We start from the raw sequence: 22049 nt of genomic DNA, 5'->3' as shown, positions 1-22049 counted from the left end.
GGACTACGCCGCCACCAGGTCGGCGACCACGCAGGCGACGTTGTCGGGCGCGCCGGCCGCGTACGCGAGGTCGACCAGGCGCTCGACGGCGGTCTCCGGGTCGTCGGCCCCGGCGAGCGTGGCGTGCAGCGCCTCGGGGTCGACCACCGCGGCGAGCCCGTCGGAGCAGAGCAGGTAGCGGTCGCCGGCCAGGGCCGTGCGCAGCGCCAGGTCGGCCTCGACCTCGGCGCCGGCCCCGAGCGCCCGGGCCAGGAGGGCCCGCTGCGGGTGCGCCCCGGCCTCGGCCGGAGTGAGCTTTCCCTGGTCGACCAGCGACTGGACGTACGTGTGGTCCTGGGTGAGCCGGGACAGCTCGCCGCCGCGCAGCAGGTACGCCCGGGTGTCCCCGACGTGCACGAGGGCCAGCCGGCTGCCGCACCGCAGGAGGGCGGTGAGTGTGGTGACCGGCTGGTGGTCGCCGGTGGCGTGCGCGCGTACCGCCCGGTCGGCGGCACCCACCGCGGCGGCCAGCGCGGCGAGCAGTTCACCGGCCGGCGCGTCGGCCGGCTCCAGCGGCCGCAGCGCGTCCACGGCGGCGGTGCTGGCGGCGGCGCCGCCCGGGCCCCGCATGCCGTCCGCCACGGCGAGCAGCGTCGCGCTGGCGTACGCGGTGTCCTCGTTGGAGTCCCGGACGGTGCCGGTCTCGCAGCGGACGGCGTACCGGAAGGTGGTGTCGGACATGATGGTGCCCCTCTCGGTGAGCTGGTCGACGAGGAGCGCGACGGCGCGTCCGCGGGCGGCCGTGTCGGCGCTGACCTGCCGCCACCAGGCGTCGACCGCCTCGGCGGCGGCGTCCGGCGGAAGGCCGCAGACGGCCTGGATCTCGGCCAGCGGCATGCCGGCCCGGCGCAGCGCGGCGATCAGCCGGGCCCGGTCGAGCTGGGCCGGCGCGTAGTACCGGTAGCCCGAGCGCGGGTCGACGGCGGCGGGTGGCAGCAGCCCCAGCTCGCCGTAGAGCCGCAGCGCCTTGGGCGTCAGGCGCGCCGCGCGGGCGAACGCCCCGATGGTCAGCAGCTCCACGCGCCCATCCTCCTCGCGCCGGTCGTGTTCCTCGTGCCGGTCGCGGCGACCGGCACGGACCACGCTGGGCCTTGCCGCAGGGGCAGGGTCAAGGCGTTGACGATGTATCGATCACTTATATATGTTGCCGACGTGACCCAGATGCGGGAGCCCACGTTCCTGATCCTCACCGCGCTCGCCGGCGGCCCCCGGCACGGCTACGGGATCATCCAGGAGGTCGCCGCGCTCTCCGCCGCGCGCGTCAGCCTGCTGCCCGGCACCCTCTACACCGCGCTGGACCGGCTCACCGCGCAGGGCCTCGTCGAGCGCGACCGGGAGGAGGTGGTCGACGGCCGGCTGCGTCGCTACTACCGGCTCACCCCCGGTGGCCTCGACGCGCTCCGGGCCGAGACCACCCGGCTGCGCCAGCTCGCCACCGCCGCCGAGACCCGCCTGCGCGCCCTGCACCCCCGCACCGCCTGACCCGCGTTCCGCCACGCCTTCCGACCGCAGGGGAGACCATGTCGCTCACCCGCCACTACCGACGGTTGCTGCTCGCCTATCCCCGCGCCTACCGGAGGGAGCGCGGCGAGGAGATCCTCGGCCTGCTGCTGGACGGCGCGCCCGCCGGGCGGACCCGGCCCACCCGGCGCGAGGCGGTCGACCTGGTCCGGGGTGGCCTGCGCTGCCGCCTGGGCCGGCCGGCCAGCCGCACGGTCGGTGTCTGGGCGGTCCTCACCGCACTGGTCTGCGGGCTGTTCACCGCCGCGCTGGCCAGCCGGGTCGCCTGAGAGACCTCCCGGCCGCAGCCGGACCGGGCCGAGTTCGCCGCGGTCTTCGCCGAGGCGTTCCCCGGCCACCGGCTGGGCGAGGACGTGTCGACCCCCCGCGCGCTGTTCGTCATCTACGGCCAGCCGCTGTTCCGGGCGTCCCTGCGCGATCTGCTGCTCGGCGACGGCGGCGAGTACCAGGAGGGGGGCGCCGGAGGCTCCGCGGTCGGCCCCATGCCGACGTCCCAGGAGGCGACGCTGGCGACCGCCGGCCGGCGGCTCCGGGATGCCGGCTGGCAGGTGTACGAGCCGACCTCCGAGGTCCTCCAGACCTGCGCCGGTCCCCGCTGCGACCCGGCGACCCAGCCGGTCGAGACCGTCCTGGTGGCCCGCCGGGGGGACACGGTGCTCCGGGCCACCTTCGACGATCCCCGGACCTTCGGCTCGTACCTCGTGGTGGAACTGCAGCGGGCCGCGCCGCCGGCCGTGCTGCCCGCCGCCGTGCTGGCCGGGCTCGTCGGCGGCGCGCTGGCCTGGCTGGTCTTCGCCTGGGCGAGCCGGCGTACCGAGGGCCGGCGGCGGGCGCCCCTGCTGCTGGGGGTGACCCTGTTCCTCTGGTGGGCGCCGGTGCCGCTGTCCACCGCGTCGCTGGCCCGGCACCACCTCGACGAGCCGCACCCCAGCTGGCACCCGCTCTGGGAGTGGCTCGGTCAGCCGACCCTCTCGCTGTTCTTCCTGGTCGGCCTGGCCGCCGCGCTGGTCCTGCTGGTCACCGCGCTCACGCCCCGCCGGGACCCGAGTCCCCTGACCGTCAGCCTCGGCTGAGCTTCGCCAGCATCCGGCTGAGGTGCGGCTCGACCGTGCCGGGCCGGCCCTCGGCCACCTCCGCGGGCGTCCACCAGCGGACCGCCCGGAACTCCGCCGGGTCGGGAATCAGCTTCTGGTCCCGGCAGCCGGTCAGCACGTACCAGAGGCTGACATCGGTGTGCCGTTCCGCCGGCGGGCCGACGGTCCCGGTCACCGTGAGGAAGGCCGGGCGCTCGCCGAGGGCCGGCGCGAAGACGGCCGGCACGCCCAACTCCTCCACCATCTCCCGGCGTACGGTCTGCGCGGGGTGCTCGCCCGGCTCGACGTGACCGCCGCTGGGCAGCCACATTCCGGCCTTCCGGTGGTCGACCAGCAGCACCGCGCCGTCCGTCTCGTCGCGGAGCAGGAAGTAGGCCACCAGGTGCGGTGAGGGCGTGCGCGGCTTCACCCGACGGAAGATGTCCGCCGTCCCGGCCAGCCAGGCCAGTGCCGTCGCCCGATGCCGCGCCTCCAGCTCGTCGCCCGGCGTGAGCGCCTCGACCAGCGCCCGGATCTCGTCCCGCACGCCGTCATGCTGCCAGCCGGGTCCAACAGCGTCAGGGCGCCGGGGCGGGGTTGGCGTCGACCGCGGCGCGGACGAACTCGCGTACCCGGGTGGTGGTGTTGCTGGCCAGCCAGACCGGACCGCGACGGATCGGCGGCGCGTCGCGGATCGGCACGTACGCCAGGTCGGGGCGGGCGTGGTAGTGCCGGGCCTGCTCGCCCACCGGCAGCACCCCGCGCCCCATCGCGACCAGGGCGAGCATCTCCGAGAACGTGGTGCCGGCGGGGCCCTGCGGCACCGGCCGCCCCGACGGGGTCCGGTCCGGGGTGCGGTCCCGCTTGAACGCGGCCGAGGTCACCGCCGGGTACTGCACCACCGGGTGGTCGGCCAGCACCTCCAGCGACACCGACTCCGCACCCGCCAGCGGATGGTCCGCCGCCACCGCGAGCACCCGGCGCTCGTGCAGCAGCGCCGGGCCGCTCGCCATGCCGTCGAAGGGAAACGAGGCGATCAGCACGTCGATCGAGCCGTCCCGCAGGCTCGACCGGGTGGTGGCGAGCGGGGCCTCGTGGACGTGCACCACGCAGTCCGGGTGGCGCTCGGTGAACAGCGCGACGGCCCGGAGCAGCACCGAGGCGGTCGACTCACCGACGTACGCCACCCGCAGCTCGCCGGCGAGCCCGCGCCCGGCGTCGACGGCGCGCTGGACGGCGTCCTCGATGCCGGCCACCAGCGGACGCAGCTCCTCGGCGAGGCGGGCGCCGATCGGGGTGAGCCGGACCACCCGGCTGGTCCGCTCGAAGAGCGGCGCGCCGATCCGGCGTTCCAGCTTCCGCACCACGTGGCTGATCCGCCCGGTGGTCACCCGCAGCCGCTCGGCGGTCCGCCCGAAGTGCAGCTCCTCGGCGAGGGTCAGGAACGTCTCGATCTCGTACCGCTCCAGCACCGCCGACCCCCACCGTTGAATCGTGGTCAACGATCGTAGCCCGATCGCGTCTTGGTCCGGACGGCGCCGCCGACGAGTGTTGACGGTGTTCCCGCCGCACTCTGGAGGACCACATGGATCCCGTCACCACCTATCTGACCGGCCTCGACGCGCCGTTGCGCGAGACCGGCGAGAAGCTGCGTTCCGTCATCGAGGCCGCGCTGCCGGAGGCCGCCGGCGCGATGTGGCACGGCCACCCGGTCTGGGGGCTCGGCGACCGGCCCGGCAAGACCCCGGTCTGCCTGGTCAAGGCATACCCGGCGTACGTCACCTTCGGGCTGTGGCGGGGGCAGGACGTCGCGGACGACTCCGGGCGGCTCGTCCCGGGCGCGCGCCGGATGGCCTCCGTCAAGCTGCGGACCGTCGCCGAGATCGACCCGGAGCTGTTCACCGGCTGGCTGCGCGACGCGTACGCGCTGGAGACCCGGTGAGCGCCGTGCGGGTGACCGGCTTCGACCACCTGGTCCTCGCCGTCACCGACGTCGAACGGTCCCTGGAGTTCTACTGCGGCACCCTCGGCCTGCCACCGGTACGCGTCGACCGCTGGCGCGCCGGCGAGGTGCCCTTCCCCTCGGTACGCGTCAACGCCGACACCATCATCGACCTGGTCCGCGGCGAGCCGGACGGGTCGAACGTGGACCACTTCTGCCTGGTGGTCGAGCCGCTCGACTGGGCCGAGGTGGTGGAGTCCGGGGTGTTCACCGTGCTGACCGGGCCGGTGCCGCGCTTCGGGGCGCGGGGCACGGCCACCTCGATCTACGTACGCGACCCGGACGGCAACACCGTCGAGCTGCGCTGGTACCCCGGGTCTTGACTTCCAGCCCACTCGAAGCCGGAGAGTGGCAACCGCCAGAACCACGACGCGGAACGGGGAGCGGATCATGAAGCGCACGTTGGGACGGAGCGGGATCGAGGTCAGCGCGCTGGGCATGGGCTGCTGGGCGATCGGCGGCCCGTACGCCGGTGGCGCCAACCAGTACGGGTGGGGCCGGGTCGATGACGCCGAGTCGACCCGGGCCGTCCACCGGGCCCTCGAACTCGGCGTCACCTTCTTCGACACGGCGAGCAGCTACGGCGCCGGGCACAGCGAGGTGGTCCTCGGCCGGGCGCTCGGCGCCGACCGGGACCGGGTGGTTATCGCCACGAAGTGGGGGTTCACCTTCGACGAGCGGACCCGGGAGGCGCTCGGCACGGACAGCAGCGCCGCGTACCTGCGCAGCTGCCTGGACGGCTCGCTGCGGCGGCTGGGGACCGACCACGTCGACCTCTACCAGCTGCACCTCGGCGACCTGCCGGTCGCGGAGGCCCTGGACCTGATCGAGCCGCTCGAAGAGCTGGTCGCCGCCGGCAAGATCCGGGCGTACGGCTGGAGCACCGACGACCCGGAACGTGCGGCGGCCTTCGCCGCCGCGGGCCCGCACTGCAAAGCCGTGCAGCACGACATGTCGGTGCTGGCCGACCGGCCCGCGATGATCGAGCTGTGCGAGCGGGCCGGGCTGGCCAGCATCAACCGGGGTCCGCTCGCCATGGGCCTGCTCAGCGGCAAGTACGCCGACGGTCGCACCGTCGCCCGGGACGACGTGCGGTCGCAGAGCTACGACTGGATGACCTACTTCCGCGACGGCGCCGGGGCGCCCGAGTGGCTGGCCCGGGTGGAGGCCCTGCGGGAGGTGTTCGCCACCGGCGGCCGTACGCCCACCCAGGGCGCGCTGGCCTGGCTCTGGGCCCGCAGCGCGGCCACCGTCCCGATCCCGGGGTTCCGCACCGTCGCCCAGGTCGAGCAGAACGCCGGCGCGCTCGCCCACGGCCCGCTGCGGCCCGACGAGTTCGCCGCCGTCGAGGATCTGCTCGCCGACCTCCGCGTTGCTACCGTCGCCTGATGCCCGAACTCGAACGGCTCGCCACCCGTCATGCTCCGGCGCTGCTCCGCTTCGAGCGGGTGAACCGGGCGTACTTCGCCCGGTTCGTGTCGGACCGGGGCGACGACTACTTCGACGAGTTCGCCGACCGGCTGGCGGACCTGCTGACGGAGCAGGACGCCGGCCGGTGCCACTTCCACGTCCTGGTCGACGAGGACGGCACGGTGCTGGGCCGGTTCAACCTGGTCGACGTGGCCGACGGCAGCGCCGAGCTGGGCTACCGGGTGGCCGAGCGGGCCACCGGACGCGGCCTGGCCCGCGAGGGCGTCCGCCGGGTCTGCGCGCTGGCCCGTGACGAGTACGGGCTGCGCCGCCTGGTCGCGTCGGCCGCGCTGGCGAACCCGGCGTCCCTGGCGGTGCTCCGGCGGACCGGGTTCGTGCCGGTCGAGGAGGTGCTGATCGCCGGCCAGCCCTGCCTGCGGCACGTCCTGGACCTCACTGCGCACTCCTGACTCCCGGGTGACCGATGAGAATCGCCGGCCCGGCAGGTCCATCCCGGTGACCGACTCGGACGCCCCGAAGGAGACCGCACCCGATGTCAACTTCCACCTACCGCACCGCCCTGCCGCCGATCGTCGACCGGGAGACGTGGCTGCGCGAACGGGACCACCTGCTGGCCCGGGAGAAGGCGCACACACGCGAGGGCGACGCCATCGCGGCCGCCCGGCGCCGGCTGCCCATGACACCGGTGCCGCCCGTCACCGTGCAGGGCCCCGGCGGGGAGACGCCGCTGCTGGAGGTCTTCGAGGGCCGCCGGATGCTGATGGCCTACTTCCACATGTGGCACGACGGCAAGCCGTACGAAGACCAGTGCGAGGGGTGCACCTTCGCGACCTGCCACATGGGAATGCTGGACTACCTGCACGCCCGGGACGTCACCTACGCCGTGTTCTGCCAGGGCTCCTACGCCGACAGCGCCCCGTTCGCGGAGTTCATGGGCTACCGGTTCCCCTGGTACTCGGCGCGGGACTCCGACCCGGCGCTGGTCGACGGCCGTGGCTTCGGGTTCATCGCCTGCTACCTGCGCGACGACGACGACCGGATCTACGAGACCTACTGGACCACCGGGCGCGGCGTCGAGGCGTTGACGACCAGCTACCACGCCCTCGACCTCACCGTGTACGGCCGGCAGGAGAACTGGGAGGACTCACCGGAGGGGTGGCCGACGGTCAGCGGGCACCAGTGGCGTCTCGACGGCCGCCCGATCGCGCAGTGGAGCCGCCCGGGTGTCACGACGGCGACCGGGGAGTCCTGCTGCGGGAAGTGATCGCGGCCTCGGCGGCTACCGGCGACTCGCGTCCTGGCCAGGCCCGGTTACCGGCGAGGCGGTCGCGGTCACGCGTCTCCCTGACCTATTGCTGACGGAGGCCGCTGATGAATTCGCGGTGGCCCGTCCTGTCGCCACAGCCTGGCGGCCGGGCCGGGCTGAATTCTGCCCGCCCGGCCGCCAGCCGCCTAGCAGTTGCGCAGCTCCGGTGACTGGTTACGCAACTGCCCAGCGGGCGAGACGAACTCTCGGTACGCCGGGGACGACACCGCCGTCAGCGCGAAGGCCGCCACCCGGTGGCAGTTCTGGAATGCCAAGCGCACCCCGAAGTGTCGTTCCAGACCGCCCCGGATCGCATCGCTGGCCAGGGCACGCAACAGCTGTCCGCGTTCGGCGTCGCTGGGCGGCGGCACGGCATGTTCGGCAAAATCGCCATCCCCGGCAGCCAGGTCGGCGCTGACCTTGGATACCACCTGCCAGGCGTAGGGAAGCGACTCACGCACACAGACCACGAACTCTTCGTCGGTGACCGACCCACGCTCGGCGCGCTCCAACAGCGCGACAGGCACATCGAGCGACATCTCCAACCTCCTTCTCAGCCGACTCCCTCAGAACCGGCGACTAGCGCAATTGGAACCCATTTTCATTAAGCTGCCAAGGAAGCCGTGGGCGTGTTGCGATCTGATCCACCCACACCCGGCGGCGGGGATTCGACCACAAGGAGGCTCATCGCCATCCCGTCTGCCATCGCACCCGCCCCCTAGTCGGACCGTGACCCGCCAGCGGAGCCCCGGCCATCCTGGAGCCGGAGCGCCCCCGCCGGAGGCGCCCTAACCGCAACCCCGCGACCGCCGCCAACTCGTCCACGCGGCCGGCCCACGCCGCGCGGGCTCGTGGCCGCGCGGCCCGGCCGGCTGCCGGCCAACCCTGCCACGGTCAACTCCGGTGCCCCGAACCTTGACCCCTACCTGAAATCCCCCGGCGGGGTCAGCGTCGAACCGGTCGACCATGCGCTCGGCGCTCCCGCGACACAGGCCCTAATGGCCCGCTAATGGCCCACGGCCTCTTTCGGCTCCCCCTGACAACGCGAAAGCCCTGGTCGGGACTCACGTCCTGACCAGGGCTTTCACGCGTGGAGCGGGTGACGGGAATCGAACCCGCACTGTCAGCTTGGGAAGCTGATGTTCTGCCATTGAACTACACCCGCAGGCGGCACCACTGTACCTGAGGCCACCGCCTCCCTGCACCCAGGTACCCCCGCGGCCGGAGCGGGCGTCGCAACCGGACCGAAACGATCTTGTCACGGCGGAGCGCCGATCGGCAGCGGAAAGTTTCACCACGGCAACATATGGCCGTTCTCAAATCCTTCGATCAGATGTAACGTCTCCCACACGTTTCCGACCCGGCGTGACATACCCCCTGCCATGCCGTTCGAAAGAGGTGGGCCCATGGGACTGCGTCCCAACTTGCTGACCCGGCGTACCGCCGGCGTCGCGTCGACGACCCTCGCGCTGCTGCTCAGCACCGCCGCCGTGGGCGTCGTCCCCGCTGCTTCGGCCTTCTCGGCCGCCCCCGACGCGTCCTGCGTCGGACCTGCCGACGTCCACTCGGACGCCCGGGTCAAGAAGGGCGGCACGGCCAAGCTGGACCCGAACGAGCTGACCGCCAAGCAGGTCCGTGAGCGCGACGCCGACCTGGCCGCGGCGCTGCGTGAGCGGGCCAACTTCCGCGCCGGCGCCGGGGCCACCCCGCTGGCCACGGTGACCATCCCCGTCGTCGTCCACGTCATCCAGCGGGACAGCACCCGGGCCGGCGGCAACATCCCGGACTCGATGGTGACCCAGCAGATCGACGTGCTGAACAAGGCGTACAGCGGTGCGACCGGTGGTGCCGCGACCGCCTTCAGCTTCCAGCTGACCAAGGTGCACCACGTCACCAACGCCGCCTGGTACCCGATCGTGCAGGGTTCCTCGGCCGAGCGCTCGATGAAGACGTCGCTGCGCGAGGGCGGCAAGAACACCCTCAACATCTACCTGGGCGAGCTGAGCGACGGCCTGCTCGGCTGGGCCACCTTCCCGCAGCGCAAGCTGAACAGCATGGACGGCGTGGTCGCGCTGAGCGAGTCGCTGCCGGGCGGCACCGCGACCAACTACAACCAGGGCGACACCGGCACCCACGAGATCGGCCACTGGCTGAACCTCTACCACACCTTCCAGGGTGGCTGCTCCGGCTCGGGCGACAGCGTCTCCGACACCCCCGCCGAGGCCTCGCCGGCCTTCGAGTGCCCGACCGGCCGGGACACCTGCACCACCGCGGGCCTGGACCCGATCACGAACTTCATGGACTACACCTACGACTCGTGCATGTACCAGTTCACCCCTGGTCAGGCGAGCCGCATGCTGACCGCGTGGAACGCGTACCGCGCGGCCTGACCGTCCAGCACGACACGCCGGTGCGGGCTCAGGCCGCCGGGCGGCGGGTGTCGAAGCCGTGCCGGCCGCGCCGGCCTTCCGGGGCGAGCGGGTCCCGCCCGGCCAGGGCGGCCGCCCCCGGGTCGAGCCAGACCCGCACCTCCGGCCGGCCGCCGCCGGGGTGCGCCACCTGGTCGCGCCGGGTCAGCATCGCCACGTCGACGGTGAACTCGAACAGCCGCCAGTCGCCCTGCGGCGCGGCCCGGCCGATCCGGGCCACCCGGGCCACCGTCGCCGGGTCGGTCACGGGGCGGGCGCGGCCGGCCACGTAGGCCTCGTCGTCGCTCTCCTCCGGCGGGAAGGAGTGCAGTGCGAAGCGGCCGTCGCGTTCGAGGTCGCGGCGCTTGGGCGAGTCGATGACGAAGCACCAGAGCCCGTCGTCGGTGATGACCGGGGAGACCGGGTGCACCCGCGGGCCGCCGTCGGCGCGGACCGTGGCGAGGTAGCCGAAACCCGGCCCGTACTGCTGCAACAAGAGGCGGATCTCGTCGGCGAGTCGGGGCTCGTCGGCGGCGAATTCGGACCAGGAAGCCATGCGGACATTCTATCGAACAGGTGTACGAAGATGTAGTCCGACACGCAGGTCACCCGTACCGGTCGCTATGGTATTCCGATGCTGCTCTCCGACCGCGACCTGGTCTCCGAGATCAAGGCGGGCACGCTCGCGCTGGAGCCCTTCGAGCCCACGCTGGTGCAACCGTCCAGCATCGACGTACGCCTGGACCGGCTGTTCCGGGTCTTCAACAACCATCTCTACACGCACATCGACCCGGCCGTGCAGCAGGACGATCTCACCTCGATGGTGGAGGTGCCCGAGGGCCAGCCGTTCGTGCTGCATCCGGGCGAGTTCGTGCTCGCCTCCACGCTGGAGGTGATCTCGCTGGGCGACCAGCTCGCCGGGCGCCTGGAGGGCAAGTCCAGCCTGGGCCGGCTCGGCCTGCTCACCCACTCCACGGCCGGCTTCATCGACCCGGGCTTCTCCGGCCACGTCACGCTGGAGCTGTCCAACGTGGCGAACCTGCCGATCACGCTCTGGCCGGGCATGAAGATCGGCCAGCTCTGCATCTTCCGGCTCTCCTCGCCGGCCGAGCACCCGTACGGCTCGGCGGTCTACGGGTCGCGCTATCAGGGGCAGCGCGGGCCGACCCCGAGCCGGTCCTGGCAGAGCTGGCGCACCTGGCCGACCCGCTGACCGACCGGGCACGCCGGAACGGCGCAGGGGCCCCCGCGACACGGGAGCCCCTGCGGGCCGGTCAGCCCGGGCGGCCGTAGCTGTTGATCTGGCCGTCGTCGACGCGCTTCATCGTGATCGGCTTGCCGGACTGGGAGGCGTGCACCACCCAGCCGTCACCGACGTACATGCCGACGTGGTGCAGGTCGCTGTAGTAGAAGACGAGGTCACCGGCGCGCAGCTCGCTCCGGCTCACCCGCCTGGTGACGTCGTGCTGCTGCCGGGCGTTGTGCGGCAGCGAGACGCCGGCCTTGGCCCAGGCCGCCATGGTGAGCCCGGAGCAGTCGAAGTGGTCGGGGCCGGCGGCGCCCCAGACATAGATCTTGCCGATCTGGGCGCAGGCGAACTTGACCGCGACGCCGGCCGGACCACCGGGGTAGCCGGCGGGACAAGGCGCGGGGCGCAGCGGACCGCCGCCACCGTTGCCGTAGACCTTTAGCCGAAGCTTCTGGAGCTTGACGATCTCGGCGTCGATCTGCTTCTTCTTCGCCGCGAGCTGGGCCTCGGTACGGGCCAGGTCGCTGATCATCTCGTCCAGCGGCTGCTTCTTGGCGGCCAGCTGGTCGCGCAGCTCGGCGACGGTCCGCACCTGCTCCTGCTGGCGGTTCGCGAAGCGGTCGAGCAGTGCGAGGCCGTCCACCAGCTCGCTCGGCGACCGGCTGCCCAGCAGCGCGTTGACGGTGGAGAGATTGTTGTCGCCCTTGTAGGCGTCGGCGGCGAGCCCGCCCACCTGACCGAGGGCGGCGTCCACCCGGGCCTCGAGCGGGGCGATCTGCTTGGCGAGCGCGGCGGCCTGCTTCCGCTTGGCGGCGAGCTGCTCGCGGGTGGCGTTGACCTGTTCGATGATCGGTTCGAGCTTGTTCCAGTCCTGGTCGATCTGGCGCTCGATCTCGGTGACCGACGGTTCGGCATGGGCCGCCGTGGCGCCGCCGGTCAGGACGACGGCGGTGCCGGCCAGGGCGGCGAGGGCGGTGGTGAAACGGGACCAGCGGGAACGCGGCACAGCCGTCGACCGGTCGACCGACCGGCCCGACGGTGGCCGCGGGGCATGGTGTGCCACCGGGCTTCCGTACTCCTTCTTCGTGCCCGCCTACCGAGTTAGCTGACGGGTTCGGGCGGGAAGGGAGCCGCCCTACCGCAGTGGCTGCGGATTCACCCCAGGTACCTGGGTCCCCGGCTCGCCCGGAGGCGACTCGGCGGTGTCGGACCGTCACCACCCGGGTTGGACGGTGAAACTGGCGGCCGACGATTGACCAGAGTAGAGATGGCCGTTACCGATCCGCAACCCGAGCCGCCGTGACACTCCGTACGACCTACACCAGCCGAATGAAGGATTCCTTCACCCCAGATTACTTCCTGGAAAGGTATTGACCCGGAGGGTGCGTGGGGCGAGGGTGAGGACGCAGTGACCCCCATCCCTGTCTGGAGGTTCGATGCACCTCTCACCCCCGCCGTCGGGCAGACGGATACTGCTGGCAGCCGCCGTCGCGGCGGCCACCGCGCTCGTGGCAACCGGACCGGTGGCCGCGGAACCGAGCACCACCCAAACCGCCACCGACCGCCAGGACCAGTACGCCGCCGCCGCGGCGGAGTACGGCGTGCCGCAGAGCGTCCTGCTCGGCGTCTCGTACCTGGAGTCGCGGTGGGACACCCACCCGGGCCAGCCGAGCACCAGCGGCGGCTACGGCCCGATGCACCTCACCGACGCCCAGCACGTCCTCTCGACCCCGGCCAGCGGCCACGTGGACGAGGACGAGGACCCGCGGGGCGACGACTCGCGCCCGCTCACCCTCGACCCGGCCATCGCGGCCGCACCGGCCGAGGACATGCTGCCGCAGGCGTCCCTGCAGACGCTCGACGCCGCCGCGGCGCTCACCGGCCTCGGCGAGGAGACCCTGCGCACCGACGCGGCCGCGAACATCCGGGGCGGGGCGGCGCTGCTCGCCTCGTACCAGAAGCAGTTGGGTGCGCCGGTCGGTGCCGGCACCGACCCGGCGGCCTGGTACGGCGCGGTGGCCCGCTACTCCGGCGCGGACACCGAGGACGCGGCGGCGGCCTTCGCCGACGAGGTCTACGACCAGTTGGGCCTCGGCGCGGCCCGGACCACCGACGACGGCCAGCGGGTGACCCTGACCGCCACCACGGTGACGCCGGACCAGTCCGGGCTGCACAAGCTGGGGCTGCGCCGGGCCGAGCGGCCGGACGGCCTGGAGTGCCCGGTCCGGCTGGCCTGTGAGTGGATTCCCGCCCCCTACAAGCAGCTCAGCGCGGACCCGGGCGACTACGGCAACCACGACCTCGGCAACCGGCCGGCCCAGCAGAAGATCGAGTACATCGTCATCCACGACACCGAGGGCTACTTCGGCCCGAGCGTGAACCTGGTGAAGGACCCGACCTACCTGGGCTGGCACTACACGCTGCGGTCGGTGGACGGCTACGTCGCCCAGCACATCAAGGCCAAGGACGTCGGCTGGCACGCCGGCAACTGGTACGTCAACGCCAAGTCCATCGGCCTGGAGCACGAGGGCTTCGCCGGGCACGGCACCTGGTACACCGAGGCGATGTACCGGGCCTCCGCCAAGCTGGTCCGCCACCTGGCCCTGCGCTTCCAGATCCCGCTGGACCGGCAGCACATCATCGGCCACGACAACGTCCCGGGCACCACCGCCGGCACCGTGGCCGGCATGCACTGGGACCCGGGCCCGTACTGGGACTGGTCGCACTACTTCGACCTCATGAAGGCGCCGTTCCACTCCACCGGCACGCCGCACACCGGCCTGGTCACCATCGACCCGGACTTCGCCAGCAACCAGCCGGCCTTCACCGGCTGCAACCAGCAGCCGCCGGGCGTGCCGAAGCCCACCCCGCCGGCGGCGCCGTGCCCGCTGCGCGGCTCCTCGGCGGTCATCCTGCGGACGGCGCCGAGCGCGACCGCCCCGCTGGTCAACGACCTCGGCCTGCGGCCCAACGGCACGCCGGACACCATGTACATCTCCGACCACGGCGCCCGCGCCTCGGCCGGCCAGACGTACGCCCTCGCGGACATCCAGGGCGACTGGACCGCGATCTGGTACCTCAACCAGAAGGCCTGGTTCTACAACCCGGCCTCCGCGCCGACGGCCAAGTGGGCGAACGGCTTCGTGGTGACGCCCAAGCCCGGGAAGACCACCATCCCGGTGTACGGGCGCGCCTACCCCGAGCGGGCGGCCTACCCGGCCGGGGTGCCGTACCAGACCATCTCCCCGCTGCAGTACTCCCTCTCCGCGGGCCAGCGGTACGCGGTCGGCGGGGTCCTGCCGGGCGAGTACTACCGGGCGGTCACCTTCGACGGCTCCGCGCCGGGTGACTGGACGGTGATCCGCGGCGAGAACCGGTACGTGCAGATCCAGTTCGGCCACCGCGTGATGTTCGTGAACCTCGACGACGTCCAGATCCAGCCCGCCTCGGTCGGCGGACCCGCCTGACCGACCTGACGACGAAGGCCCCCGGTCCACGTGGACCGGGGGCCTTCGTGCTGCTCGGGACGGGTCAGTACGGCCTGCGGTAGCCGGCGACCGGCATGTAGGCCACCTTGGCGACCTGGACCGGTTTGCCGGTCCGGGGCGCGTGCACCATCAACCCGTTGCCGAGATAGAGCCCGACATGGTGCAGGTCGCTGTAGAAGAAGACCAGGTCGCCCGGTCGGGCGTCGCTCGACGCGATCTTCTGGCCCTCGTTCCACTGCGCGCCGGTGAAGTGGGTGAGCGAGATGCCCGCCGCCTTGTAGGCGTACTGGGTGAGGCCGGAGCAGTCGAACGAGTTCGGGCCGGTGGCGCCCCAGACGTACGGGTCACCGACCTGGAGGCACGCGGTCTTGATCGCGGTCCGCGCGGCGCTGCTCACCACCCCGTCGATGGCCGGGCAGCCCTCCGGGCGGATCGAGGTCACCGGCAGCATCGCGGTCAGCCGCTTGATCTCGGAGTCGATCTGCTTCTTCTTCGCCGCGAGCTCGTTGCTCTGCTTGATCTCGGTGGCGATCAGCGCGTCCAGCTTCTGCTTCTGCTTGTTGTACTTGTCCCGGACGGCGAGCACGCCGGCGATCTGCCGGCGCTGGTCGTCGGCGAGCCGGTCGAGGATGACCAACTGCTCGGCGAGCGTGCCGGGCTTGGTGTTGACCAGCAGCGCGCCGAGATCCTGGGACGGGCCCTGGATGTAGTAGCGGGCGGCGATGTCGCCGACCTTGTTCATCGCCAGCGCCGACTCCAGTTCGAGCGGCACCATCTTCTTCTCGAGGTCGGCCGACTTCTTCTTGTTGACCTTGAGCTGGGCGCGCACCTTGTTGTACTGCTCGATGGTGGGCTCCAACTGCTCCCACTGCTTGTCGATCTGGGCGTCGATCTCGTCCACCGACGGCGCCGCGTGCGCCGGGGCCGCCAGCAGCCCGGCGCCGACCGCGACGGCGGCGACCACGGTGAGGAGACGGCGTACCACCCGGTTGAACCCGGCCGGTCGGCCGGGCGGCTGGCTCGGGGCGTGACGATGAGGGGGCATGGTTGCCACCGGCACGGACTCCTTTGCAACCGACCGCCGGGCGCCTCGCGAGAGGGAAGATCGAGGCAGACGACCCACAGCGGTCGGTGCCCCACATTAGGGAAGGCACCGGGGTGGAATCAAGGCGACCATTGGTTCAATCACGTGTGCGCAACCGCTTGCGTACCAAGGGTGTTCGTTCACTTGCCGACGATTGCCGTCAATACGTCGTCGAGGGTCACCACACCCAGGGGCCGGCGACCGTCACTCACCAGCACCATGTGCCGGCGTTCGCGCCGCATGGAGAGCAGCAGATCGGCCAGCGTACGGTCGGGCGGCACCACGGCCAGCGGCCGGTAGACCTCGGCGGGCACCGGCGCCCGGCGACCGGCGCCCGCGTAGCCGAGCACGTCCTTCACGTGCACGAAGCCGAGCACCCGGCGGGTGGACCGCTGCACCACCGGAAAGCGGGACCGGCCGGTACGGGTCGCCAGCACCTCCAGCGACGCCGGTGAGACGTCCTCGGCCACCGTCGTCACCGTCGACCAGGGTTGCAGGGCGTCGGCCGCGGTCCGGCTGTGCAGGGCCAGCGCGCCGGTGATCCGGGCGTGCTCCTCGGCGTCCAGCAACCCCTCGGTACGCGCCTGCGAGACCAGGCCGGCCAGCTCCTCGGCCGTGAACACGGTCTTCACGGCGTCGGTCGCCTCGACCCGCCACAGCCGCAGCACCTGCCGGGCCGACCACTTCATGGCCAGCAGCAGCGGCTTGGTGGCCAGGCAGAAGGCGAGCATGGCCGGGCCGAGCCAGAGCGCCGACGGCTCCGGGCCGGCCAGGGTGATGTTCTTCGGCACCATCTCGCCGACCACGGTGTGCAGGAAGACCACCACGCCGAGGGCGATCACGAAGGCCACCGGATGCACGGCCGACGCGGGCAGGCCGAGCGCCTCGAACGGGGCCTCCAGCAGGTGGGCCAGCGCCGGCTCGGCGATCGCACCGAGGCCGAGCGAGCAGACCGTGATGCCGAGCTGCGCCCCGGCGATCATCAACGGGATCTGGTTCATCGCCGACAGCGCCCACCGGGCCCGCTTCGAGGTCGCCGCCAGCGGCTCCAGCACCGTCCGGCGGGAGGCGATCAGAGCGAACTCGCTGCCCACGAAGAAGGCGTTGCCGAGCAGCAGTACCAGGGCGATCAGCAGCTCACTCACCGTCGTCGGGCTCCTCCGGGCGGACCACCCGGACCTGCTCGATCCGGTGCCGGTCGACCTCCACGACGGTGAACTCGTACCCGCTGTCCTCGACCGTCTCGCCGGGCACGGGGATGTGCCCGAGCCGGGCCATCAGGAAGCCGGCGAGGGTCTCGTACGGCCCCTCGGGCAGCCGGAAACCGGTCTGCTCGACCAACTCGTCCTCGCGGAGCACGCCGTCCACCAGCACGGTCCGCTCGCCGCCCGGCACCGTCAGCTCGACCGGGCCGAGGTCGTCCACCGCGGCCGGGTCGAACTCGTCGGCGATCTCCCCGACCAGCTCCTCGACCAGGTCCTCCACGGTCACCACACCGTCCGTGCCGCCGTACTCGTCGACCACGATGGCCAGGTCGGCGCCGGCGTCCTTGAGCGCGGCCAGCACGCCGTCGAGGTCGAGGCTCTCCGGGACGTACACCGGTTCGCGGGCGACCGCGGCGACCGTGGTGGCGGCCCGGCGGGCCAGCGGCACGCCGAGCGCGTCCGGCACCCCGGCCACCCCGGTGACCAGGTCCAGCGTCTCCTCGTAGACCGGGAACCGGGTCCGGCCGGTCTGCCGGGACAGGTCCAGCAGCTCGGCGACGGTCGCGGTGGCGCGCAGCGCGATCACGTCGACCCGGGGGGTCATGGCCTCGGCGGCCCGCTTGTCGCCGAACCGGATGGTGCGGCGCAGCAGCATGGCGGTGTCCGGCGGCAGCGCCCCGGCCCGGGCCGAGATGGCCGCCAGCAGCCCCAGCTCCTCCGGGGACCGGGCGCTGGCCAGCTCCTCCTGCGGCTCCACGCCGAGCCGCCGGACCAGCCGGTTCGCCGAGTCGTTGAGCAGCCGGATCAGCCACCCGAAGGTGCGGGAGAAGGTCCGCATCGGCCCGGCGGTGCCGAGCGCGGTGGGCATCGGCCGGGCCAGCGCCAGGTTCTTCGGCACCAGCTCGCCGAAGAGCATCGAGATCAGGGTGGCCAGCGCCAGGGCGAGCAGCCCGGTGAACCGTTCGGCCCCGCCGACCTGGCGCAGCAGCGGGGCAAAGAGCCGGGACAGCGCCGGTTCGGCCAGGTAGCCGGTGAGCAGCGCGGTGATGGTGATGCCTAGCTGGGCGCCGGAGAGCTGGAAGGAGAGTTCGCGCAGCGCCCGGCGTACCGCGACGGCACCGCTGTCGCCCTCGCCGGCCCGCCGGTCGATCTCGGCGCGGTCGACGGTGACCAGGGCGAACTCGGCCGCGACGAAGAACGCGTTGCCGGCGGTCAGCAGCACGAAGCCGACCAGGGGCAACAGCGTGGTAACCAGCAGGCCGTCGATGAGCGCGATTGTTCCACGGGCCGGCACCCGGAAAAAACCCGGCGGCGGCACCCGGGTGGGTGCCGCCGCCGTCGTGGTCTCGGCTCGTCGCCGGGGTACGCCTCAGCCGGCGACCGGCTCGGTCTCCTTCTCGCTCGCCGGGGCATCCGGCTTGACCGAGCGGAGCAGCACGCTGGCCACGTCGACGACCTCGACCTGCTCGCCGGCGCCCTTGCCGTTGACCCCGTCGTTGAGCATCGTCGAGCAGAACGGGCAGCCGACCGCGATGGTCTTCGCCCCGGTGGCCATGGCCTCCTCGACCCGGTCCACGTTGATCCGCTTGCCGATCTTCTCCTCCATCCACATCCGGGCGCCGCCTGCGCCGCAGCAGAAGGAGCGCTCGCTGTTGCGCGGCATCTCGGTCAGCTCGCCCTGGATGGAGTCGCCGAGCACCTCGCGCGGGGCGGCGAAGACCCGGTTGTGCCGGCCCAGGTAGCAGGGGTCGTGGTAGGTCACGCCGCCGTCGACCGGCTGCACCGGGGTGAGCTTGCCGGCGGCCACCAGGTGGGCCAGCAGTTGGGTGTGGTGGACCACCTCGAACTCGCCGCCGAGCTGGCCGTACTCGTTGCCCAGCGTGTTGAAGCAGTGCGGGCAGGTGGCGACGATCTTCCGCTTGCTCTTCTCCCGGCCCTCGAACGCCTCGTTCAGGGTCTCGACGTTCTGCTGGGCGAGCATCTGGAAGACGAACTCGTTGCCGATCCGGCGGGCGGGGTCGCCCGAGCAGGTCTCGCCCTCACCGAGGATGGCGAAGGAGACGCCGGCCTCGTTGAGCAGCGTGGCCACCGCACGGGTGGTCTTCTTGGCCCGGTCCTCGAACGCGCCGGCGCAACCGACCCAGAACAGGTACTCGAAGTCGTCGACCTCGCCGACCCGCGGCACCTCGAAGCCGAGGCCCTTGGTCCAGTCCTCGCGGGTGTTCTGCGGGGCGCCCCACGGGTTGCCCTTGTTCTCCAGGTTGCGGAGCATGACGCCGGCCTCGGACGGGAAGCTCGACTCGATCAGCACCTGGTAGCGGCGCATGTCGACGATGTGGTCGACGTGCTCGATGTCCACCGGGCACTGCTCGACGCAGGCGCCGCAGGTGGTGCAGGACCAGAGCACGTCCGGGTCGATGACCCCGCCCTCCTCGGCGGTCCCGATCAGCGGCTTCTCGGCCTCCGCGAGGGCGAGCACGTCGACGTGGGCGAGCTGGGCGGCGGTCGCCTTCTCCTCGCCCGTCAGGTCCTTGCCGCCGCCGGCGAGCAGGTACGGCGCCTTGGCGTACGCGTGGTCGCGCAGGCTCAGTACGAGCAGCTTCGGCGAGAGCGGCTTGCCGGTGTTCCAGGCCGGGCACTGCGACTGGCAGCGGCCGCACTCGGTGCAGGTGCTGAAGTCCAGCAGGCCCTTCCAGGTGAACTGCTCGACCTGGGCGACACCGAACTGGTCCTTCTCCGGGTCGGCCTCCTCGAAGTCGAGCGGCTTGCCGTCGCTCATCATCGGCCGCAGCGCGCCGAGGCCGGAGCCGGCGGCCTTCTCGGGCTCGCGCTTGAAGAAGATGTTGGGGAACGCCAGGAACCGGTGCCAGGCGACACCCATCGTGACGTTCAGCGAGATCACGATGAGCCAGGTCATCGAGATGACGATCTTGATGAGGGCGGCGACGCTGACGCCGGCCGTCCAGGCCGGGAGCGCGGCGCCGACCGCGTGGCTGAGCGGGGTGGCCCAGACCGGGTACTCGAAGTGGTCGGTGGCGACCTTGAAGCCGCGGATCACGAAGCCGAAGATCAGGACCAGCAGCACGACCCACTCGACGAAGTAGCCCTGCCACATCGTCGAGCCGGTGAACCGGGAGCGGTTGCCCGGCCGGTTGGGCCGGTTGCGCAGCCGGATCGCCATCAGCACCCCGATGCCGATCAGGCCCAGGATCCCGATCCACTCGGTGGCCAGGCCGAAGATCGTCCAGTGCCCGACGACCGGCAGCCCGCCGCCGGGGGTGACCACCTCGAAGTACGCCTCGAGCACCAGCAGTGACAGCACGATGAAGCCGACCATCACGAACCAGTGGGCCGCCCCGACCACGCTCCACTTCAGCATGCGGGTGTGGCCGGCGGTCTCCACCAGCATCTTCCTGGTGCGGGCGCCCTTGTCGCCGAAGCGCTCCGGGGCGGGCTGCCCGAGCCGGATGACGGCCGTCATCTTCATGACCGCGCGCACCGCAAGCCACACCGCCACGGCGGTGATGGCGGCCGCGAGGATCGTGGTGACGATCTGGACGCTGCCCATCGAGTTGGCCTCCCGGTCTGCTGCTTGTCAGTGCAGCCTACGCGCGAGGTTACCCAGCAGTAACGTGAGTTATCTCGCATCCGGCCACGCCGCCCTGCCGACACCTTAGGTGCAGCGGGCGCCGGGCGCCGGTCAGGGGCGTCCCGGCGTGACGTACGCCCGGGTCGCGGCGACGGAACCGGTCAGTGCGAGGCGACCGCGGTCAGCGCCAGCGGGAGAGCAGGATCAGCGAGGAGACCATCGCGCCGAAACCCACCGCGAGGTTCCAGTAGCCCCACGACGCGACGGGGTACGCCTGCTCGGAGAGGTAGTAGACGACCAGCCAGCCGATGCCCACCACGATCAGCGCGACCGCGGTGATCGGCAGCCAGACCGGGCTAGGCTTGCGCGTCGCCGCCGTCGCCGTCGGACGCACGTCCGTCGGCGGGGTGTACACCTTCTTCTTGCGGACCTGAGACTTGGGCACGACGCTCTCCAGAGGGGGGTACGACCTCGTCCGGCCTGACAACCGGGCGCGGGGGCGACGGTCCATGGCCAATAATGTTCGACAGCTAGCGTAGTCCCGACGGACCGTCCAGGCCACGAATGGGGTCAGGCCGGTGCATGGAGTGACCGAAAAGGGCGGGACTTTTCGGGTCGAGCGGACCGGTCCGCGCCCTCGCGGGCCGGAACGAGACGACGGGAAGGGGAACGCCCGGTGGAGTACACGTCCGGCGCCGCCTCCTGGCAGAAGGTCCTCCGGCGCGCGGTGGTCGGCCTGCTGCCCCGCCGGCCGCGGCAGCGCCGCCCGGGCTGGTCGATCGGCGTGCCCCTGATCGCCGCCGCGGCCGGGCTCCTGTTCACCACCACCGCGACCACCGCCGGCGGCACCTCGCTGCGCGAGGACCGGCGTCCCCAGCTCACCCAGTTGATCGAGGACCGGCGCGAGCAGGTCGCGGCCAGCGAGGCGAAGGCCGCCCGGCTGCGCGCCGAGGTCGAGGAGCAGACCGGCGAGCTGGCCGGCGCCGACGGCCCGATCAAGGCACAGCGGGACCGGGCCGCCGCCACCCGGCAGGCAGCCGGGTTCACCGCGCTCACCGGCAGCGGCATCACCATCGAACTCAACGACGCGCCCCGGCGGGCCGACCAGAGCCTGCCCAAAGGTGCCAGCAACGACGACCTGGTCGTCCACCAGGGTGACGTCCAAGCGGTCGTGAACGCGCTCTGGGCGGGCGGCGCCGAGGCCATGTCAATCATGAACGTGCGCGTGCTCAGCACCAGCGCGGTACGCTGCGTCGGAAACACCCTGCTGCTGCACGGCCGGGTGTACTCCCCTCCTTTCAAGATCGTGGCAATCGGCGACCCCGCCGCGTTCCAGCGGGAACTCGCCGCGTCTGAGGGAGTCCGGTTGTTCAGGGAAGCCGTCGACCACTACCAGCTCGGCTACTCCGAGAACATCTCCACGGTCACCGTGCCGGCGTTCGAGGACTCGACCGCACTGCAGTCGGCGAAGGTGCCCCGGTGACACCGGACGACCCCCGGGAGCGGGACGGGCGACACCGCGACCCGAGCGAGGACCCGACGGCGTTCCTCCCGAAGGTCGACCGACCGGCGCCCGCGCCGCCCCGCCCCCCGCTCGACCTGCCCTGGCCGGACCGGACCGCGCCTCCACCGACCACCGCCGGCCGGCCGGCCG

23 protein-coding genes, 1 tRNA gene and 1 riboswitch are annotated in these 22049 nt (G+C 72.2%); of the genes, 12 read left to right on the top strand and 12 right to left on the bottom strand.

What is annotated here, in order from left to right; all coding sequences use genetic code 11:
• Positions 1-3 precede the first annotated feature (3 nt).
• Positions 4-1059: a MerR family transcriptional regulator gene (locus B0E53_RS10860; RefSeq protein ID WP_107075925.1), complete on the bottom strand. Its 1056-nt coding sequence runs from the start codon at positions 1057-1059 to the stop codon at positions 4-6.
• Positions 1060-1200: 141 nt separating this feature from the next.
• Here B0E53_RS10860 and B0E53_RS10855 point away from each other — a divergent pair, with 141 nt between their 5' ends.
• From B0E53_RS10855 to B0E53_RS10845, 3 genes are all read left to right on the top strand, one after another.
• Positions 1201-1521, top strand: a complete 321-nt coding sequence (locus B0E53_RS10855) for a helix-turn-helix transcriptional regulator (RefSeq protein WP_107075938.1) — start codon at positions 1201-1203, stop codon at positions 1519-1521.
• Between the two features lie 38 nt (positions 1522-1559).
• The gene (locus B0E53_RS10850; protein WP_107075924.1) at positions 1560-1829 is read left to right on the top strand and encodes a hypothetical protein; all 270 of its coding nucleotides are present in this window, start codon (positions 1560-1562) and stop codon (positions 1827-1829) included.
• A gap of 84 nt (positions 1830-1913) precedes the next feature.
• Complete coding sequence (locus tag B0E53_RS10845) at positions 1914-2633, top strand: hypothetical protein (RefSeq protein ID WP_107075923.1); 720 nt, start codon at positions 1914-1916, stop codon at positions 2631-2633.
• On the opposite strand, the gene B0E53_RS10840 is transcribed toward B0E53_RS10845, so the two are convergent.
• Complete coding sequence (locus tag B0E53_RS10840) at positions 2620-3180, bottom strand: NUDIX domain-containing protein (RefSeq protein ID WP_107075922.1); 561 nt, start codon at positions 3178-3180, stop codon at positions 2620-2622. The two genes, B0E53_RS10845 and B0E53_RS10840, sit on opposite strands and share 14 nt — an antisense overlap.
• A gap of 31 nt (positions 3181-3211) precedes the next feature.
• Positions 3212-4105, bottom strand: coding sequence for a LysR substrate-binding domain-containing protein (locus tag B0E53_RS10835; protein ID WP_107075921.1), 894 nt, complete (start codon positions 4103-4105; stop codon positions 3212-3214).
• Between the two features lie 113 nt (positions 4106-4218).
• On the opposite strand from B0E53_RS10835, the gene B0E53_RS10830 reads away from it, so the two are divergent.
• The 5 genes from B0E53_RS10830 (at position 4219) to B0E53_RS10810 (ending at position 7330) form a co-directional block, all read left to right on the top strand.
• Positions 4219-4575, top strand: a complete 357-nt coding sequence (locus B0E53_RS10830; RefSeq protein ID WP_107075920.1) for a DUF1801 domain-containing protein — start codon at positions 4219-4221, stop codon at positions 4573-4575.
• The gene (locus B0E53_RS10825; protein WP_107075919.1) at positions 4572-4958 is read left to right on the top strand and encodes a VOC family protein; all 387 of its coding nucleotides are present in this window, start codon (positions 4572-4574) and stop codon (positions 4956-4958) included. The genes B0E53_RS10830 and B0E53_RS10825 overlap by 4 nt, the downstream gene beginning before the upstream one ends.
• 67 nt (positions 4959-5025) lie before the next feature.
• A complete protein-coding gene (locus B0E53_RS10820; protein ID WP_107075918.1) occupies positions 5026-6024 on the top strand; it encodes an aldo/keto reductase in 999 nt (332 codons plus the stop codon).
• On the top strand, positions 6024-6515 hold the full coding sequence (locus B0E53_RS10815) for a GNAT family N-acetyltransferase (RefSeq protein WP_107075917.1): 492 nt from the start codon (positions 6024-6026) through the stop codon (positions 6513-6515). The genes B0E53_RS10820 and B0E53_RS10815 overlap by 1 nt, the downstream gene beginning before the upstream one ends.
• Before the next feature lie 83 nt (positions 6516-6598).
• Entirely contained in the window at positions 6599-7330 is a 732-nt protein-coding gene (locus B0E53_RS10810) for a DUF899 family protein (protein ID WP_107075916.1), read from the top strand.
• A gap of 188 nt (positions 7331-7518) precedes the next feature.
• On the opposite strand, the gene B0E53_RS10805 is transcribed toward B0E53_RS10810, so the two are convergent.
• Both B0E53_RS10805 and B0E53_RS10800 read right to left on the bottom strand, forming a co-directional pair.
• Positions 7519-7911, bottom strand: a complete 393-nt coding sequence (locus B0E53_RS10805; protein WP_107075915.1) for an SCO5389 family protein — start codon at positions 7909-7911, stop codon at positions 7519-7521.
• Between the two features lie 552 nt (positions 7912-8463).
• Positions 8464-8537 (bottom strand) — tRNA-Gly (locus tag B0E53_RS10800).
• A 241-nt stretch (positions 8538-8778) separates the two neighbouring features.
• Here B0E53_RS10800 and B0E53_RS10795 point away from each other — a divergent pair.
• Positions 8779-9762: a zinc metalloprotease gene (locus B0E53_RS10795; RefSeq protein ID WP_107075914.1), complete on the top strand. Its 984-nt coding sequence runs from the start codon at positions 8779-8781 to the stop codon at positions 9760-9762.
• 28 nt (positions 9763-9790) lie between these two features.
• Here B0E53_RS10795 and B0E53_RS10790 read toward each other — a convergent pair whose 3' ends face one another.
• Entirely contained in the window at positions 9791-10336 is a 546-nt protein-coding gene (locus tag B0E53_RS10790; protein ID WP_107075913.1) for a pyridoxamine 5'-phosphate oxidase family protein, read from the bottom strand.
• Between the two features lie 78 nt (positions 10337-10414).
• Here B0E53_RS10790 and dcd point away from each other — a divergent pair, with 78 nt between their 5' ends.
• Positions 10415-10993 (top strand): dCTP deaminase, encoded by a 579-nt coding sequence (gene dcd, locus B0E53_RS10785; RefSeq protein WP_107075912.1) that lies wholly within the window; start codon positions 10415-10417, stop codon positions 10991-10993.
• A 61-nt stretch (positions 10994-11054) separates the two neighbouring features.
• On the opposite strand, the gene B0E53_RS10780 is transcribed toward dcd, so the two are convergent.
• A complete protein-coding gene (locus B0E53_RS10780; protein ID WP_246835335.1) occupies positions 11055-12035 on the bottom strand; it encodes a C40 family peptidase in 981 nt (326 codons plus the stop codon).
• Positions 12036-12103: 68 nt separating this feature from the next.
• A riboswitch (cyclic di-AMP (ydaO/yuaA leader) is annotated at positions 12104-12241 on the bottom strand.
• Positions 12242-12465: 224 nt separating this feature from the next.
• Between B0E53_RS10780 and B0E53_RS10775 the strand changes: the two genes are divergently transcribed.
• Positions 12466-14496: an N-acetylmuramoyl-L-alanine amidase gene (locus B0E53_RS10775; RefSeq protein ID WP_107075910.1), complete on the top strand. Its 2031-nt coding sequence runs from the start codon at positions 12466-12468 to the stop codon at positions 14494-14496.
• Positions 14497-14560: 64 nt separating this feature from the next.
• Here the strand turns inward: B0E53_RS10775 and B0E53_RS10770 are convergent, their stop codons facing one another.
• The 5 genes from B0E53_RS10770 to B0E53_RS10750 form a co-directional block, all read right to left on the bottom strand.
• On the bottom strand, positions 14561-15577 hold the full coding sequence (locus tag B0E53_RS10770; RefSeq protein WP_246835334.1) for a C40 family peptidase: 1017 nt from the start codon (positions 15575-15577) through the stop codon (positions 14561-14563).
• A gap of 164 nt (positions 15578-15741) precedes the next feature.
• On the bottom strand, positions 15742-16746 hold the full coding sequence (locus tag B0E53_RS10765; protein WP_107075909.1) for a hemolysin family protein: 1005 nt from the start codon (positions 16744-16746) through the stop codon (positions 15742-15744).
• Positions 16739-18046, bottom strand: coding sequence for a hemolysin family protein (locus tag B0E53_RS10760; protein ID WP_107075936.1), 1308 nt, complete (start codon positions 18044-18046; stop codon positions 16739-16741). The genes B0E53_RS10765 and B0E53_RS10760 overlap by 8 nt, the downstream gene beginning before the upstream one ends.
• Positions 18047-18175: 129 nt before the next feature.
• Entirely contained in the window at positions 18176-20374 is a 2199-nt protein-coding gene (locus B0E53_RS10755; protein ID WP_107075908.1) for a (Fe-S)-binding protein, read from the bottom strand.
• Positions 20375-20576: 202 nt separating this feature from the next.
• On the bottom strand, positions 20577-20840 hold the full coding sequence (locus B0E53_RS10750; RefSeq protein ID WP_091316105.1) for a cell division protein CrgA: 264 nt from the start codon (positions 20838-20840) through the stop codon (positions 20577-20579).
• A 231-nt stretch (positions 20841-21071) separates the two neighbouring features.
• On the opposite strand from B0E53_RS10750, the gene B0E53_RS10745 reads away from it, so the two are divergent.
• Positions 21072-21878, top strand: coding sequence for a DUF881 domain-containing protein (locus B0E53_RS10745; protein ID WP_107075907.1), 807 nt, complete (start codon positions 21072-21074; stop codon positions 21876-21878).
• The last annotated feature ends 171 nt before the right edge of the window (positions 21879-22049 follow it).

Source organism: Micromonospora sp. MH33 (assembly GCF_003013775.1).
Lineage (GTDB): Bacteria > Actinomycetota > Actinomycetes > Mycobacteriales > Micromonosporaceae > Micromonospora > Micromonospora fulviviridis.
The sequence above is the reverse complement of the archived record's forward strand: the minus strand, read 5'-3'. Positions and strand labels throughout refer to the sequence as shown.

What these genes read in the sequence shown, in the direction of transcription:
- B0E53_RS10855 (WP_107075938.1), top strand. Translation starts at nt 1,201, where the DNA reads ATGCGGGAGCCCACGTTCCTGATCCTCACCGCGCTCGCCGGCGGCCCC.
- B0E53_RS10850 (WP_107075924.1), top strand. Translation starts at nt 1,560, where the DNA reads ATGTCGCTCACCCGCCACTACCGACGGTTGCTGCTCGCCTATCCCCGC.
- B0E53_RS10830 (WP_107075920.1), top strand. Translation starts at nt 4,219, where the DNA reads ATGGATCCCGTCACCACCTATCTGACCGGCCTCGACGCGCCGTTGCGC.
- B0E53_RS10820 (WP_107075918.1), top strand. Translation starts at nt 5,026, where the DNA reads ATGAAGCGCACGTTGGGACGGAGCGGGATCGAGGTCAGCGCGCTGGGC.
- B0E53_RS10815 (WP_107075917.1), top strand. Translation starts at nt 6,024, where the DNA reads ATGCCCGAACTCGAACGGCTCGCCACCCGTCATGCTCCGGCGCTGCTC.
- B0E53_RS10810 (WP_107075916.1), top strand. Translation starts at nt 6,599, where the DNA reads ATGTCAACTTCCACCTACCGCACCGCCCTGCCGCCGATCGTCGACCGG.
- B0E53_RS10805 (WP_107075915.1), bottom strand. Translation starts at nt 7,911, where the DNA reads ATGTCGCTCGATGTGCCTGTCGCGCTGTTGGAGCGCGCCGAGCGTGGG.
- B0E53_RS10795 (WP_107075914.1), top strand. Translation starts at nt 8,779, where the DNA reads ATGGGACTGCGTCCCAACTTGCTGACCCGGCGTACCGCCGGCGTCGCG.
- B0E53_RS10790 (WP_107075913.1), bottom strand. Translation starts at nt 10,336, where the DNA reads ATGGCTTCCTGGTCCGAATTCGCCGCCGACGAGCCCCGACTCGCCGAC.
- dcd (WP_107075912.1), top strand. Translation starts at nt 10,415, where the DNA reads ATGCTGCTCTCCGACCGCGACCTGGTCTCCGAGATCAAGGCGGGCACG.
- B0E53_RS10775 (WP_107075910.1), top strand. Translation starts at nt 12,466, where the DNA reads ATGCACCTCTCACCCCCGCCGTCGGGCAGACGGATACTGCTGGCAGCC.
- B0E53_RS10755 (WP_107075908.1), bottom strand. Translation starts at nt 20,374, where the DNA reads ATGGGCAGCGTCCAGATCGTCACCACGATCCTCGCGGCCGCCATCACC.